12 protein-coding genes are annotated in these 15,182 nt (G+C 70.6%); 3 read left to right on the top strand and 9 right to left on the bottom strand.

Annotated features, from left to right (window positions below; all coding sequences use genetic code 11):
• Window positions 1–979, bottom strand: a 979-nt coding sequence (locus SRB17_RS37895) for a maltotransferase domain-containing protein (RefSeq protein WP_153545522.1), incomplete at its 3' end; no start/stop codon positions are given.
• A 331-nt stretch (window positions 980–1,310) separates the two neighbouring features.
• Between SRB17_RS37895 and SRB17_RS37890 the strand changes: the two genes are divergently transcribed.
• On the top strand, window positions 1,311–3,929 hold the full coding sequence (locus SRB17_RS37890; RefSeq protein ID WP_323377085.1) for a glycosyltransferase family 1 protein: 2,619 nt from the start codon (window positions 1,311–1,313) through the stop codon (window positions 3,927–3,929).
• Between the two features lie 18 nt (window positions 3,930–3,947).
• Here SRB17_RS37890 and SRB17_RS37885 read toward each other — a convergent pair whose 3' ends face one another.
• A complete protein-coding gene (locus tag SRB17_RS37885) occupies window positions 3,948–4,136 on the bottom strand; it encodes a DUF397 domain-containing protein (RefSeq protein WP_153545520.1) in 189 nt (62 codons plus the stop codon).
• A gap of 8 nt (window positions 4,137–4,144) precedes the next feature.
• Window positions 4,145–4,981: a helix-turn-helix domain-containing protein gene (locus SRB17_RS37880; RefSeq protein WP_153545518.1), complete on the bottom strand. Its 837-nt coding sequence runs from the start codon at window positions 4,979–4,981 to the stop codon at window positions 4,145–4,147.
• A gap of 199 nt (window positions 4,982–5,180) precedes the next feature.
• Here SRB17_RS37880 and SRB17_RS37875 point away from each other — a divergent pair, with 199 nt between their 5' ends.
• Window positions 5,181–5,603, top strand: a complete 423-nt coding sequence (locus SRB17_RS37875; RefSeq protein ID WP_153545516.1) for an ATP-binding protein — start codon at window positions 5,181–5,183, stop codon at window positions 5,601–5,603.
• A gap of 32 nt (window positions 5,604–5,635) precedes the next feature.
• Window positions 5,636–6,508: a hypothetical protein gene (locus SRB17_RS37870; protein ID WP_153545514.1), complete on the top strand. Its 873-nt coding sequence runs from the start codon at window positions 5,636–5,638 to the stop codon at window positions 6,506–6,508.
• Between the two features lie 487 nt (window positions 6,509–6,995).
• Here SRB17_RS37870 and SRB17_RS37865 read toward each other — a convergent pair whose 3' ends face one another.
• From SRB17_RS37865 to SRB17_RS46895, 6 genes are all read right to left on the bottom strand, one after another.
• On the bottom strand, window positions 6,996–7,175 hold the full coding sequence (locus SRB17_RS37865; protein WP_153545512.1) for a hypothetical protein: 180 nt from the start codon (window positions 7,173–7,175) through the stop codon (window positions 6,996–6,998).
• A 224-nt stretch (window positions 7,176–7,399) separates the two neighbouring features.
• On the bottom strand, window positions 7,400–7,921 hold the full coding sequence (locus SRB17_RS37860) for a DUF1990 domain-containing protein (protein ID WP_153545510.1): 522 nt from the start codon (window positions 7,919–7,921) through the stop codon (window positions 7,400–7,402).
• A gap of 71 nt (window positions 7,922–7,992) precedes the next feature.
• Window positions 7,993–9,642 carry a M4 family metallopeptidase gene (locus tag SRB17_RS37855; RefSeq protein ID WP_323377083.1) on the bottom strand — a complete coding sequence of 550 codons (1,650 nt, stop codon included), beginning with the start codon at window positions 9,640–9,642 and terminating at the stop codon, window positions 7,993–7,995.
• A gap of 237 nt (window positions 9,643–9,879) precedes the next feature.
• Window positions 9,880–11,928 (bottom strand): M4 family metallopeptidase, encoded by a 2,049-nt coding sequence (locus SRB17_RS37850; RefSeq protein ID WP_153545506.1) that lies wholly within the window; start codon window positions 11,926–11,928, stop codon window positions 9,880–9,882.
• A 376-nt stretch (window positions 11,929–12,304) separates the two neighbouring features.
• Window positions 12,305–12,670, bottom strand: a complete 366-nt coding sequence (locus tag SRB17_RS37845) for a hypothetical protein (RefSeq protein WP_153545504.1) — start codon at window positions 12,668–12,670, stop codon at window positions 12,305–12,307.
• Entirely contained in the window at window positions 12,667–15,120 is a 2,454-nt protein-coding gene (locus tag SRB17_RS46895; RefSeq protein ID WP_323377082.1) for an ABC transporter transmembrane domain-containing protein, read from the bottom strand. Before SRB17_RS46895 ends, SRB17_RS37845 begins: the two co-directional genes overlap by 4 nt.
• Window positions 15,121–15,182: the final 62 nt, after the last annotated feature.

Genomic DNA, 15,182 nt, shown 5'->3' with positions numbered 1-15,182 from the left:
TGTTGTTGCGCCCCTTGCGGAACGTCGTACCGATGGGGTGAACGGGCGGGAGGTAGACCACGTCGAAGCCCATGTCCGCGATCGCCTCCAGCCGGCGCGCGGCCGTGCGGAAGGTGCCGTGCGGCTCCTCGGCGGTGCCCTCCGAGCGCGGGAAGAACTCGTACCAGGAGCCGTACAGGGCCCGTTCCCGCTCCACCAGCAGCGGCATCGGCTCGGAGGCGGTGACCAGCTCCCGCAACGGATAGCGGTCCAGCAGGCCGGTCACCTCCGGTGCCAGCGCCGCCGCGAGGCGCCAGGCGACGGGGCGGTTCTCGTTCCGCAGGGCCGCCACCGCGTCCCGTACGACCTGCTTCTGCTCTTCGGGGACTGCGGCGGCCGCCCGCTCGTACAGCCGGGCGCCCTCCGCCAGGACCAGTCCGGTGTCGATGCCCGCCGGGATCTTGATCCCGGCGTGGTGCCGCCAGGTGGCGACCGGGTCGGACCAGGCCTCCACCGTGTACGTCCAGCGGCCGGGCTCGCCCGCGGTGACGGTGGCGCCCCAGCGGTCGGTGCCCGGGGCGAGTTCGCGCATCGGCGTCCACGGTCCGGGCCGGCCGGCCGGGTCGCGCAGCACCACGTTCGCCGCGACGGCGTCGTGCCCCTCCCGGAAGACGGTGGCGGACACCTCGAACGACTCACCGGTCACCGCCTTGGCCGGCCTGCGCCCGCGCTGCACCACGGGGCGTACGTCGAGGACGGGGATACGGCCGAGGGCGCTCTCCCCGTAGGCGGACGCGGGGTCGGCGGGGCCGGCCGGGCCGGGCACGTCGGCGACGGCCTTTGCGGATTTCTTGCCCGTTGTTTTCCTGGCCGTCTTCTTGGCCGGTTTCTCAGCTGTCTTCCTGGCCGGTTTCCTCGCGGCCGGCTCGGCCGTCGGCTCTGCCGCCGCCGTGTCCTTGCTGCTTGTCGGGGGTGCTGACGAATGGTGCGTGGCGGGCATGACCGCTCCTGTCCGCGTCAACGTGGGTGTGGGCGGATGGATGTGGGGAGGTGGGTCCTGCGGAACTGCTGTGGGACGCCTGTGGGGTCGTACCGGAGGAGCCTTCCCATCCTGTTCGGGTGGGCAATCCGGAACTTTGTTAACTACTCCCGCGTATGTCCACCCACAAGACCGGCCCCTTTTTACCGAGTGCCCGCAGGCCACCCCTTGACGCCCCGACACCCCCGCCGGGCGCCTCCCCACCGACGCCCGGGTAACCACTACCGTCGAGGTTGACGACGAGACGTACAGCGCCGTGCGTCTCACTCCGCAACGCGTCCGAGGTGGAAGTGTGAAGGCGATCCGTCGGTTCACCGTCCGTCCCGTTCTCCCCGAACCTCTCCGGCCGCTGAGCGACCTGGCGCGCAATCTGCGCTGGTCCTGGCATGCGGAAACGCGCGATCTGTTCCAGTCCGTGGACCCCGAGGCATGGGCCGCCGCCGGGGGCGACCCGGTGCGGATACTGGGCCGGGTACGGCCGGCGCGGCTGACCGAGCTGGCCGCCGACCGGCGCTTCCTGCGCCGCCTCACCGCCGTCGCCGACGACCTCGACGACTATCTGACCGGCGACCGCTGGTACCAGACCCAGGCGGACGGCATGCCCGCGGCCATCGCCTACTTCTCCCCGGAGTTCGGCATCACGGCCGCGCTGCCCCAGTACTCCGGCGGCCTCGGCATCCTGGCGGGGGACCATCTCAAGGCCGCCAGCGACCTGGGCGTACCCCTGATCGGTGTCGGCCTGCTGTACCGGCACGGGTACTTCCGGCAGACCCTGTCCCGCGACGGCTGGCAGCAGGAGCACTACCCGGTGCTCGACCCCAACGAGTTGCCCCTCACCCAGCTGAAGGAGCCCGACGGCACCCTGGCGCAGGTCTCCCTCGCGCTGCCCGGCGGCAAGGCGCTGCACGCCCGGATCTGGCTGGCCCAGGTCGGCCGGGTGCCGCTGCTGCTGCTCGACTCGGACGTGGAGGAGAACGACCTCGGCGAACGCGGGGTGACCGACCGGCTCTACGGCGGCGGCAGCGAGCACCGGCTGCTGCAGGAGATGCTGCTCGGGATAGGGGGTGTCCGGGCGGTGCGGACGTACTGCCGGCTCACCGGGCACCCGGAGCCGGAGGTGTTCCACACCAACGAGGGGCACGCGGGTTTCCTGGGCCTGGAGCGGATCGCCGAACTGTGCGAGCGGGGCCTTGACTTCGCCTCTGCCCTGGAGGCGGTGCGCGGCGGCACGGTCTTCACCACCCACACCCCCGTCCCGGCCGGCATCGACCGCTTCGACCGGGAGCTGGTCGCCCGGCACTTCGGGGCGGACGCCGAGCTTCCCGGCATCGATGTGCAGCGGATTCTGACCCTGGGGATGGAGACGTACCCGGGCGGCGAGCCGAACCTGTTCAACATGGCCGTGATGGGACTGCGGCTGGCCCAGCGGGCGAACGGCGTGTCCCTGCTGCACGGTCAGGTCAGCCGGGAGATGTTCGCGGGCCTGTGGCCGGGATTCGACGCCGAGGAGGTGCCGATCACCTCCGTCACCAACGGGGTGCACGCGCCGACCTGGGTGGCCCCGGAGGTGCTGCGCCTCGGCGCCCGGCAGGTCGGCTCCGAGCGGGCCGAGGACGCGCTCACCGTCGGCGGCTCCGAGCGCTGGGACTCGGTGGCGGAGATCGAGGACCAGGAGATCTGGGAGCTGCGCCGCTCCCTGCGCGAACAGCTGGTGCTGGAGGTGAGGGACCGACTGCGCGCGTCCTGGCGGCAACGGGGCGCGGGAAACGCCGAGTTGGGCTGGATCGACGGTGTCCTGGACCCGGACGTCCTGACGATCGGCTTCGCGCGCCGGGTCCCCTCCTACAAACGCCTGACGCTGATGCTCCGCGACCGGGACCGCCTGATGGAACTGTTGCTCCATCCCGAGCGCCCGATCCAGATCGTCGTCGCGGGCAAGGCACACCCGGCGGACGACAGCGGCAAGCGCCTCGTCCAGGAACTGGTCCGCTTCGCCGACGACCCCCGGGTCCGCCACCGCATCGTCTTCCTCCCCGACTACGGCATGGCGATGGCGCAGAAGCTCTACCCCGGCTGTGACATCTGGCTGAACAACCCCCTGCGCCCCCTGGAGGCGTGCGGCACGTCCGGCATGAAGGCCGCCCTGAACGGCTGTCTGAACCTCTCCGTCCTGGACGGCTGGTGGAACGAATGGTTCCAGCCGGACTTCGGCTGGGCCATCCCGACGGCGGACGGCGCGGGCACGGACCCGGACCGCCGCGACGACATCGAGGCGGCGGCGCTCTACGACCTGCTGGAGCAGCGGGTGACTCCGCGCTTCTACGAGCGCGGCCGGGGAGGCCTGCCCGACCGCTGGATCCAGATGGTCCGCCAGACCCTCACCCTGCTCGGCCCCAAGGTGCTGGCCGGCCGCATGGTCCGCGAGTACGTCGACCGCCTCTACGTCCCCGCCGCGCGGGCCCACCGCGCCCTGACCCCGGACACGGCGAGCGATCTGGCCGCCTGGAAGTCCCGGGTCCGGGCGGCCTGGTCCGCGGTGAGCGTCGACCATGTGGAGACGACGGCGCCGACGGCCACCGCGGAGTTGGGCACGACGGTGGGCCTACGGGTGCGGGTCGCCCTCGGCTCGCTGACCCCGGACGACGTGGAGGTCCAGGCGGTGTCGGGCCGGGTGGACGCGGAGGACCACATCACGGACGCGACGGTGGTCCCGCTGAAGCCGGCCGGCGCCCCGGACCTGGAGGGCCGCCTCCTGTACGAGGGCCCCCTCGCCCTGGACCGCACGGGCCCCTACGGCTACACGGTCCGCATCCTCCCCACGCACCGCTTGCTGGCGTCGAGCGCGGAGATGGGGCTGCTGGCGGTGCCGTCGGTGGAGGGGGCGGAGGGGGCGGGGGTGTTGTTGCGGTAGGGGGCTGCTGAGGTCCCGCTACGGCGCCTTCTTCAGGGCGTCGATGAGGAGCGCGAAGGATCCGGCCGGGACGGTGAGGGTGCCGGCGGCCGGGTCCTTGGAGTCGCGGATGGCGGTGTGGGTGGCGGTGGTGGCTATTTCCACGCAGTTGTTGCCGTCGTCGGGGCCCGAGTAGGACGACTTCCGCCAGTTGTCGGGGGTGCCCATGGGATGCCTCACAGCTCTTGCGCCAGTTTGTGGATGAAGTCGCGCGACCGGTCCGGGTCGAGCGATACGGCCTCCACCTTACGGAAACGCGTTCGAAAGGCGCTGAGCTGTGCTTCGGAGTCGATGAAGGCCGAGCCGTGGGGTACGTCACGCACGACCGTGTCCAGCTTGGGAACAGAGCCACCGACGTACGTCATGGAGCTGGCGGCTCTGGCGAAGCCGTCCAGGTCGAAGGGGATGACCCGTACGGTGACCTCGTCCGATTCCGAGCGTTCCAGCAGCTTGCCCAGCTGGGCCCGGGAGGCGGCGCGGTCGCTGACTCTGATGCGTAGGGCCGCCTCATGGACAACCAGCTCGTACGGGATGGTGAGCTGCTGCCGCCGCATGCGGTGCTGGACACGCAACTCGAGCTCGTCATGAGTCAGTTCCGGTACGCGAGCGCAGAAGACCGCGCGGGCATAGTCCTCCGTCTGCACCAGGCCCGGCACATACAGGATGGCCACCTCGCGCAGGAACGTGGCGTGGTGGTCAAGTTCGGCCAAGTCCAGGAACGAGTTGGGCAGCGAACCCCGGAACTCCTCCCACCAGCCGTATGTCCGGTCGGTGGCCATCACCACCAGGGAATCGATGAACTCCTCGTCGGTGCAGGCGTAGTGGGAGGCGAGGCGGCGGAGTCGCTGCTCGCTCACGCCCGCGAGCGCCGACTCGATATGGGTGATCTGGGCGGGGGCCACGCCGAGCAACGCGGCCGCCTGGCGGGAGTTGAGACCCGCCGCCTCACGGAGTCTGCGCAGTTCAGTTGCCAGGCGCATCTGGCGTGCCGTTGGTTCGCGCCTCTTCACCATCGACCGGCTCTCCTCACACGCCTGTTGCGCGACTCGTTCGGCGTCAGATTACGCGATCAGCTTGCCGCGTCCCTAGATTTAGATCTACCGTCGGTGACGTAGCGCACACGCAGCGGAAGTGCACCGTGTCGTCCTGCCGTGACGGCTGCGGCAATGCCACCGCGCGAAATCCCCACTCACTGACCGGAGTTGATGACGCATGCCTGAAAACGAGCCCACCGAGTCCTGGGACTACACCCTCTACATTCCGAACGACGTCAGAGCGGTGACGGTGTGCCGCCGCACCCTGCGCCTGATCCTGACCCTGCACGGGCTGATCGGTCTGGTGGACACGGCGGAGCTGCTGGCGGCGGAGCTGGTGTCGAACGCGGTACGGCACACGAAGGGGCCGGCGGCGCTGAGGGTGCGCCGAACCTTGGAGGGCACCGTGTGGATCGGGGCGTGGGACAGCGATCCCGCGCCGCCGGATCCGCCGCGTCCGCTGGAGCAGGTGGCGGAGTTGGAGGAGGAGGGGAGGGGGCTGGGGTTGGTGAAGGCGTGCGCGCAGTACTGGGGGTGGCAGCCGACGGCGCGGTTCGGGGACCGGGGGAAGTTCGTGTGGTGCGAACTTGCGGCGGCCTAGCTCGTTGATCATCGCGATGGAAAGGAGAGCTGATGGTCGGCTCGTCGCATGAGGCGTTGCACCGGATCTTCCAGAAGGATCCGACGCTGCTGACGAAGGCGTTACAGAAGGTGCTGCGCGTGCCGTTCCCCGAGCCTCGGGAGATCGCGGCGCTGAACATCGACCTGACGGAGATCGAACCGGTCGAGCGCCGTGTGGACACGCTGCTGCGGGCGGAGACGGACGAGGGCACGTATCTGCTGGTGGTGGAGTCACAGGGAAAGGTGGACGAGCGGAAACGGGGCAGCTGGCCGTACTACCTGTCCTATCTGTACGAGAAGTACCGCTGCGAGCCGGTGCTCATCGTCATCACCCAGAGCAGCTCCACGGCGCGGTGGGCCGCGCGCCCGATCCGGCTCGGCTTTCCGGGCTGGGAGTCGCTGACGGTACGGCCGCTGGTGCTGGGGCCGGACAACGTGCCGGTGATCGCGGATGAGCGGCAGGCCGAGAAGGACGTCCCCCTTGCGGTGCTCTCGGCCATGACACACGGGCGTGGACCGCAGGCTGCGGCCATACTGGAATCCCTGGCCGCCGCCCTGCGGACCATCGACCCCGACAGTGCCGCAGTCTTCGTGCAGTTCGTCGACTCCTGCCTGGCCGATCCCCAGGCGAAGCAGATGTGGAGGGATTTGATGACGGCGATCCAGTACTTCTGGCGACACCCGCTGGCGGAACAGGTACGGGAGGAGGGCCGGATTCAGGACCGTCAGGAGATGACCCTGCGCATCCTGGAATGGCGCGGCGTCTCCGTTCCCACCTCCGTCCGTGAGCGTGTGATGGCCTGCACGGACCTGGACCAGCTTGAGGCATGGGCCCAGCGAGCCGTACACGCCACGAACGCGACGGAGTTGTTCACCGAGGAGTGAACAAGTAGCCGTCGGGCCGCTCGCTTCTCGGCCAGTGTCGTACTTCCGCGAGGTGCGTCAAGGGCGCTGCGCGTCGCCTTCGGCGATGGCCCTGCGGGCCACCCTTGACCCACCTCGCTCCAGCACGGGGAAGAAGCGAGCGAGCGGCCCGGAAGGGCAGTGGCCCTGACCGGTACCGGGCCTCTGGGCCCGCTGTCTCCGTCCCGTCGGTGAGGCGCGGTCGCCTCTCGTAGGCACGCCGGGTGGGTTTGGCGGCGTGCGTTCGGTAGGCGCCGGGTGATTGGCAGGCCTGTGTCAGGCAAGTCCGGTGGATGTGCAGATCGGGCTGGCGGCCGAGGGTCTGTGATGGAACAGATCTGCCAGTCGTCACCTTGGTGGGTCCGATTCCTGGTCCAGTCGAGCGCTTCGTGCAGTAGCGCCGTTGTCGCCCTCTGTGGTCTCGGAACGGAAGGTGAACGGGTGGCCTGATTTCCGATCCCGGTGCGTTCTACGGCAGAAGCGGGTGCAGACCCGAGCAGTCGTCTCCGCCGGCCGGGTCCGGGGCGTACAGCCAGTAGACCGTCATGAGCAGCGCCAGGACCAGCAGCAGGCCGAGAACCGCGGACACGGCCGCGAGCCGCTCCTGCCAGGTCGTCGCTGCCTGAGGGCCGTTACCCACTCGTCCCACGCCATGAACGTGTTCCGCCCCCGTATGCGCTGATCTCGGTGAACGTAGCAGACCCTGGTAGGGGACACGTCAAAGCGTGCGGTGGGCGCCTCGGGCGGGCCGTGAAGATTTGCGGTGCGGGTGCGCCTGTGCCTCCAGCTGCCTGATCGATGGGATGCGTTGCGGATTCTGTATGCGAACGTGAGGGCCACCGCGGCGAGGTCGTTCTCGCTGTCGTCCGACAATCAGGTCTCGTCGAACTCCGCGCACAGCCTGCGCAGCACTGTCCCGCAGCGGCGGGCGTACGCGTGCTGCAAGCTTCGGGTCGCAGGGCCGCCCGCCTTCGCGTACCACTTGGCCCCCTTGCTGAAGGCCGCCACCGTCAGCCAGACCGTGCCGTCGCCCGTGCGGTCGACCACGAAGGCCTCCTCGCCGCATTCGGGGTGGCCCTGGAGGGTGCCGTAGGCCCAGCCGGCCCGGCGGGGTTCGTCCGTCGTCCAGACGACGCGGCAGGGGGCCTTGATGACTCCCGCCAGGGTGACCGTGACGTCGACGTCCGGAGCCGCGCGGTCGGCGGACGCGTCGATGCCCACGCCCAGGGCGCGGTGCATCTCCCAGGTCAGGAGCGCCTCGGCCGCCCGGCGGAAGAGTTTGTGGCCCTCGCCGAGGCGGGTGCGGACGAGCATCGGGTGGAAGCCGGGCGGGCAGTACGTCAGGTCGTCGCGGGTCGCGCCGACGGGTTCGTAGGTGAAGGGCGCCGAGGACATGGGTCACAAGGGTAGGGCGGCACCCGGAAGGTCCTCCTCCCGGGTGCCGCCCGTGCTCGGCTACGTGCGCGTCAGCTGACGTTGACCGCCGACCAGGCCGCGGCCACCGCGTTGTACTCGGTGCTGCCGGAGCCGTACAGCGCCGCCGCCGCGCTCAGCGTGCCCGTGCGGGCCGCCTTGTAGTTCGTCGTCGACGTGAAGTACGTCGTCAGCGCCTTGTACCAGATCTGCAGCGCCTTGGCGCGGCCGATGCCGGTGACCGTGGAGCCGTTGGAGGTGGGCGAGTTGTACGTCACCCCGTTGATCGTCTTCGAACCGCTGCCCTCCGAGAGGAGGTAGAAGAAGTGGTTCGCGACGCCCGAGGAGTAGTGGACGTCGAGGTTGCCCACGGACGAGGACCAGTAGTCGGCGCTGCCGCCGTCCTTGCTGGGCTTGTCCATGTAGCGCAGCGGGGTGCCGTCGCCGTTGATGTTGATCTTCTCGCCGATGAGGTAGTCACCGGGGTCGGAGGCGTTGTTCGCGTAGAACTCCACGCCCGTGCCGAAGATGTCCGAGGTGGCCTCGTTCAGGCCGCCGGACTCACCGCTGTAGTCCAGGCCCGCGGTGTTGGCGGTGACGCCGTGGCTCATCTCGTGGCCGGCCACGTCGAGCGAGGTCAGCGGGTGGGTGTTGCTGCTGCCGTCGCCGTAGGTCATGCAGAAGCAGCTGTCGTCCCAGAAGGCGTTGACGTAGTTGCTGCCGTAGTGCACACGGGAGTAGGCGCCGACACCGTCGTTCTTGATGCCGCTGCGGCCGAAGGTGCTCTTGTAGAAGTCCCAGGTCTCCTGGGCGCCGTACGCGGCGTCGGCGGCGGCCGTCTGGTCGCTGGAGGAGCTGGAGGCGGTGCCGGTGCCGAAGGTGTTGGTCGAGTTGGCGACCAGGGTGCCCTTGCCCGACGTCTTGCGGGCCAGGTTGTAGGTCTTGTGACCGCCGCGGGAGGCGTCGGTCAGGTTGTACGACGAGCCCGACTGCGTGGTGGTGAGGCTGACGGTGCCGGAGTACAGGGTCTTGCCGGTGCCGGTCGCGTTCTCGATGCCCTGGTACTCGAAGAGCTTCTTGCCGGTGGCGGCGTCGGTGATGACGTGCAGCTGGTTCGGGGTGCCGTCGTCCTGCAGGCCGCCGACGACCGTCTCGTAGGCGAGGACGGGCTTGCCGGAGCCGGCCCAGATCACCTTGCGGGCGCCGTCCGCGGTGGTCGTGGCGGAGCCGAGGGTCCTGGCGGCGGACACCGCCTGCTTCTCGGCCTTGGCGGCGGTGATCTGCGGCTTGAGTGAGGCCACCTTGATGGTCGCCTTGGTCGCCTTGGTGACGCCCTCGGCCTTGCCCGACTCGGCCGTGTGGACGACCAGGTCGCCGCCGAGCACCGGAAGGCCGGCGTAGGTGCGCTCGTAGCGGGTGTGGACGGTGCCGTCGGCATCCTTGACGACGTCCTTGACGACCAGCTTCTCCTTGGCGCCGAGGCCGAGTTGCTGCGCCGTCTTGGCAGCGTCGGCCTGCGCCTTCTGTATCAGGGAGATGCGGGCCGAGTCGGACAGCGCGGCGGGGGCGGCGGCGAGGGTCGCGCTGCTCTTGCCGGCGGCGGTCGCGGTGGTGGTCAGACCGGTGGAGAGCAGGGCTCCGGCGGCGACGGCGGTGGCGATGACCAGAGTGGCGCGCTTGTGACGCGCATAGCGGGGGGTCACGCAAGCTCCTTCTCGTGGGGAGTCCGGACAGCGTGGGGTTACTGGCCGGTGAGGTGGGGTGAAGCTCTGCGGCGGGTGAAGGAAGGGTAAAATCAAGGGCGCGTACATGTCAGGCCCCTGAAGTGATGTTGGCCGGAACGCGACTGTCCGGGAAACGTTGCAAGCGTGTTAACCGGTGCCGTCCGAGGGTGCCGGACCCTCGAACGGCGCCCGGTTCCCGGGCAATTGGCGGTCGATTTACGGGAACGTCAGCTTCCAGCCGTTGATCGTCCCGGTGTCGTACGTGGCTTGATCCTGCACCCTCAACTTCCAGGTGCCGTTGGCCGGTTCGGCGGAGGCGTTGACCGTGTAGGTCTGCTTCACGTTGTCCGCCGAGTCCGAGGAACTGAAGTTCTTCAGGCGGTGGGCGGTGCCCGACGGGCCGACGAGGTCGATCACCAGGTCACCCCGCCAGGTGTGCGTGATGTCGACGTACACCTGGAGGTTGCTCGGCGCGTTCCCGGTCCGGCCGGAGACCGTGATGCTCGAGGTGACGGCCGGGCCGTTGTCCGGGATGGCGACGGGGGTGCTGCTCTCGTACGTCGTACCGCCGCCTCCGCCTCCTCCGCCGCCGTCGGAGCGCGCACCGACCGCCACGCCCGCCCAGGCGTCCTGCACCGCCTTGTACTCGGTGCTGGAGGTGCCGTACAGCTCACCGGCCGCGGCGAGGGTGCCGGTGCGGGCGCCGGCGTAGTCGGTGGTGGAGGTGAACTTGGTGGTGAGCGCCCGGTACCAGATCTGCAGCGCCTTGTCCCGGCCGATGCCGGTGACCGGAAGCCCGTCCGCCGTCGGCGAGTCGTAGCTGACACCGTTGATCACCTTGGTGCCGCTGCCCTCGGACAGGAGGTAGAAGAAGTGGTTGGCGACGCCGGACGAGTAGTGGACGTCCAGGTCGCCGACGCCGGAGTACCAGCTGTCCGCGGAGCCGCCGTCCTTGCTGGGCTTGTCCATGTAGCGCAGCGGGGTGCCGTCGCCGTTGATGTTGATCTTCTCGCCGATGAGGTAGTCACCGGGGTCGGAGCTGTTGTTGGCGTAGAACTCCACGCCGGTGCCCATGATGTCGCTGGTGGCCTCGTTCAGGCCGCCGGACTCACCGCTGTAGTCCAGGCCCGCGGTGTTGGCGGTGACGCCGTGGCTCATCTCGTGACCGGCCACGTCCAGCGAGGTCAGCGGGTCGGCGTTGTTGGAGCCGTCGCCGTAGGTCATGCAGAAGCAGCCGTCGTCCCAGAAGGCGTTGACGTACGCGTTGCCGTAGTGGACGCGGGAGTAGGCGCCGACCCCGTCGTTGCGGATGCCGCTGCGCCCGAAGGTGTTCTTGTAGAAGTCCCAGGTCTCCTGCGCGCCGTAGTGGGCGTCCGCGCCGGCGGTGGCCGCGTTGGACGTGGTGCCGTTGCCCCAGGTGTCGTTGCTCTGGGAGAACAGTGTGCCGGTGCCCGAGCTGCCGTGGTTCAGGTTGTACGTCTTGTGGCCGCCGCGCGCCCCGTCGGTCAGCGTGTACGTCGAGCCCGACTGGGTCGTGGTCAGGTTCACCTGGCCGCTGTACTGGGTGTTGCCGACGCCGGTCTCGATGCCCTGGTACTCGTAGAGCTTCTTGCCGGTGGCGGCGTCGGTGATGACGTGCAGCTGGTTCGGGGTGCCGTCGTCCTGCAGGCCGCCGACGACCGTCTCGTAGGCCAGGACGGGCCTGCCGGTCGCCGCCCAGATCACCTTGCGGACGGAGTCGGCGGCCGACTTGGTGCCGCCCCTGGCCTCGGCCCGCTGTACGGCCTGCTTCTCGGCGGCGGCCTTCGACACCGCGGGGGTGAGACCGGCGACCTTCACGGTGGCGCCGGTGGCCTTGATGACGTCCATGGTCTTGCCGGACCCGTTGCTGTCCACGACCAGGTCGCCGCCGAGCACCGGAAGGCCGGCGTAGGTGCGCTCGTAGCGGGTGTGCAGGGTGCCGTCGGCGTCTTTGACGACGTCCTTGACGACCAGCTTCTCCTTGGCGCCGAGGCCGAGGGAGCGGGCGGTGGCGGCCAACGCGCCGTCGGCGTGGCGTATCAGCTCGACGCGCTGCGAGGGCGTGAGCCGCACGGCCACATGTTCCTTGTTGATCTGGCCGGGCTGGGGCTTCGCCGGTGCGGCGTCGGCCGCGCCGGACTGGACGGCGGCGGCGATCAGGGCGGCGACGCCGGCGAGGGCGACGGTGGCGGTGCGCCGGTGGGACGCGTGGGGGGTGCGTCTGCGAGAGGAACTGCTGCTCAACACTGACTCCTTCTGCGTGGCCGCGGGTCGCACGGCCAGGGGAGACCGGACGGTGGGTTGGGACGTCCGGGCAGAACTGGGCGGTACGCGGAACCATGTGCAGGCCGGCTCGCACGAGCAGGTGTGACTGTGGGGTTGCTGTGAGTCGGCTTGGGAAGAGTGACAGGGGATCGGTGTGCTTGTCAGGATCGCGTCACAAACTTGGCCGGAAAAGGTTCGTTGACCGGATGTTCATGTTCGATATACGGACTGGTCACCAGGCCAGAGGTTCGGGGCGGCGGTCCCACCACCGGCCGTGTGCGCGGGCGCGGTTGTCCGATTCCGTGTGGAGCGCGTCGGCGTCGTGGACGGTGTGCGCGACGGACAGGGCGTCCAATCAGTCGGCGCCCAGGCCGGAGCAGGCGTGACACAGCGGTGTACCGGTGGTGTCGGCCTGCAGGGGTGCCAGCAGGCGGGCCTGCGCGTCGAATTCGTCCGTGAGTGGCGTGGCGACCCGATGGTCGCCCACCACCTCGGAGATGCGCATGACCCGTGTCCTCGGCAGTTCGGTCACGGGCTTTTCGATCGCGGCGATCCGATAGCGGGGCACCTCGTCGTCGGGACCGTACAAGCGGGCCCGGGTGACGACCCCGGCCGGGGACGCCGGCGGCAGCTGCGGCCGGACCGACTCCTGGACGTGGATGTGCAGTACCCACAGGGCGGCCGTGGACAGTGGACGTGTGGTGAGGACGTCGTAGATCATGAAGCCTCTTCCCCGACAGGGGAGTCGGAATGCCCGCCGGTGTCCCCGTGCCAGGTCCGCCACAGGGCCGCGTAGGCGCCGTCGGCCGTCACCAGGTCCTCGTGGGTGCCCAGTTCCGTCAGCAGGCCGTTCTCCATGACCGCCACCCGGTCGGCGTCGTGGGCCGTGTGGAGGCGGTGGGCGATGGCGATGACCGTACGGCCCTCCAGGACTGCGGCGAGGGCGCGTTCGGCGTGCCGGGCCGTCGTCGGGTCCAGCAGGGCGGTCGCCTCGTCGAGGATCAGGGTGTGCGGGTCGGCCAGCACCACCCGGGCCAGGGCGAGTTGCTGGGCCTGGGAGCCATCGGTGGAGCAGCCGTCCGCACCCAGCGGGGTGTTGAGCCCGTCCGGCAGGTCCCGGACCCAGTCGTCGGCCCCGACCGTCGCGAGCGCGGCCCACAGGTCGGCGTCCGTGGCCTGCGGCTCGGCGATCAGCAGGTTGTCGCGGACGGTGCCGAGGAACACATGGTGCTCCTGCGTGACCAGGACCACCTGGCGGCGCAGCACCTCCGGCTCCAGCTCGGCCACCGGCACCCCGCCCACCGTCACCGTGCCCGTCCCCGGCCGGTCGATGCCCGCGAGGAGTCTGCTGAGCGTCGTCTTCCCGGCGCCGGAGGGACCGACCACCGCCAGCCGCTCCCCGGGCCGCACCGTCAGATCCACCCCGCGCAGCACCTCGCCGCCACGCTCATAGGCGTACCGGACCCCGCGCACGTCGATCCGGTCGTCGACCGGGACGGGGGAGCCGGCCCCGGTTTCGCCACGCGTCGCCCGCGCCGGGTCGTCAGCCTCGCCGCGGTCCGCCCGCGCCGGATGGCTGATCTCGCTGCGCGCTGCCTGCGTCGGGTCGTCGGTCTTCCTGCGCGTCGCTCGCGCCGGGTCGTCGGCCTCGCCGCGGTCCGCCTGCGCCGGGTCGTCGGTCTCGCCGCGGTCCGCCCGCGCCGGATCGCTGATCTCGCTGCGCGCTGCCTGCGTCGGGTCGTCGGTCTTCCTGCGCGTCGTCTGCGCCGGGCCGTCGGTCTCGCCGCGAGTCGCCTGCGCCAGATGGCTGTTCTCGCTGCGCGCTGCCTGCGTCGGGTCGTCGGTCTCGCTGCGCGTCGTCCGCGTCGGGTCGTCGGTCTCGCCGCGGTCCGCCTGCGCCGGATGGCTGTTCTCGCTGCGCGCTGCCTGCGTCGGGTCGTCGGTCTTCCTGCGCGTCGCTTGCGCCGGGCCGTCGGTTTCGCCGCGAGTCGCCCGCATCGGGTCGCCGGCCTTCCAGCGTGCCGCCCGCGCCGGGTTGCCCGTCTCCCCGCGAGCCACTCGTGCCCGGTCGCCGGTCTCCCCGCGAGTCACCCGTACCCCGTCGCCGGTCTCCCCGCCCGCCGCCCGTACCGCACCGACGGCGTTCGCCCACGCCACCCTTTCCGCGCCGCCGGTCTCCCCGCGCGGTGCCTGTGCCAGCCCCTCCACGCGGGCGAACGAGGCGCTGCTGCTCTGCAGTTGCTCCACGCGCATCAGGATCTGGTCCAGCGGCTCGGTGAACTGTCGCAGGTACAGTGCCGCGGCCACCACCGCGCCGACTCCGACCGCGCCCCGCTGGTGCAGCCAGCCGCCGAGCAGCAGCACGCCCGCTACGGGCACGGTGTACGTCACCTCGACGGCCGGGAAGAACACCGTCCGCAGGAACAGCGTGTAGAAGCGGGTACGGCGGGACTGCTCCAGCGCGTCCCGGCTCGCCGCCACCCGCCGCTCGCTCAGCCCGAACGCCTCGACCGTCCGTGCCCCGGCCGCCGTCGAGGCGACGATCTCCGCGACCTGGGACGTGGCCGCGCCCTCGGCGAGATAGCCGTCCCGGGCCCGCCGGAGATACCAGCGCAGCGCCAGCCAGATCGGGGTCAGCCCGAGCAGCCCGAACGCCCCCAGCAGCGGATTGAGCGCGAACACCGCGACCAGCACGAACAGCGCCTGCACCGTGCACACCAGCAGCTCCGGGCCGACGTCCCGCAGTGTGGTGCCGACGATCGCCACATCCGCCGTGCCGCGCGCCGTCAGATCGCCGGTGCCGGCCCGCTCCACCACGGACGCGGGCAGCGCCAGCACCCGCTCGACGTACTCCTCGCGCACCCGGGCCAGCGTCCGCTCCCCGAACCGGTACCCCACGAACCGCGCCCACCGGGCCAGCAGCAACTGGGCCAGCGCGCACACCAGGATCCACGGCGCGAGCCGGTCCACCGCGCCGACCCCCTGCCCGCCCCGCACCTCGTCGACGATCCGCCCGACCAGCCACGGCCCGACCAGCCCCGCCCCCGCCGCCAGCGCGTTCACCAGCAGCGCGGCCGCGAACGCCCGCCCGTCGGCCCGCACCAGCCGCAGCGCGGCCCGCCGTACCCGAGCCCGGTCCGCGACCGGCAGCAGGCCTTCAGCCCCCGTCACCGTACGGCTCCTTCCGTGTTCCGGAGTGTTCGTGTCCGGCTGTTCGGTCCTGGGGCGGTCGC

It is taken from the genome of Streptomyces sp. RB17 (assembly GCF_009604455.1).
Taxonomy (GTDB): Bacteria; Actinomycetota; Actinomycetes; order Streptomycetales; family Streptomycetaceae; genus Streptomyces.
The sequence above is the reverse complement of the archived record's forward strand: the minus strand, read 5'-3'. Positions and strand labels throughout refer to the sequence as shown.

What these genes read in the sequence shown, in the direction of transcription:
- SRB17_RS37870 (WP_153545514.1), top strand. Translation starts at nt 5,636, where the DNA reads ATGGTCGGCTCGTCGCATGAGGCGTTGCACCGGATCTTCCAGAAGGAT.
- SRB17_RS37860 (WP_153545510.1), bottom strand. Translation starts at nt 7,921, where the DNA reads ATGTCCTCGGCGCCCTTCACCTACGAACCCGTCGGCGCGACCCGCGAC.
- SRB17_RS37875 (WP_153545516.1), top strand. Translation starts at nt 5,181, where the DNA reads ATGCCTGAAAACGAGCCCACCGAGTCCTGGGACTACACCCTCTACATT.
- SRB17_RS37880 (WP_153545518.1), bottom strand. Translation starts at nt 4,981, where the DNA reads ATGGTGAAGAGGCGCGAACCAACGGCACGCCAGATGCGCCTGGCAACT.
- SRB17_RS37845 (WP_153545504.1), bottom strand. Translation starts at nt 12,670, where the DNA reads ATGATCTACGACGTCCTCACCACACGTCCACTGTCCACGGCCGCCCTG.
- SRB17_RS37885 (WP_153545520.1), bottom strand. Translation starts at nt 4,136, where the DNA reads ATGGGCACCCCCGACAACTGGCGGAAGTCGTCCTACTCGGGCCCCGAC.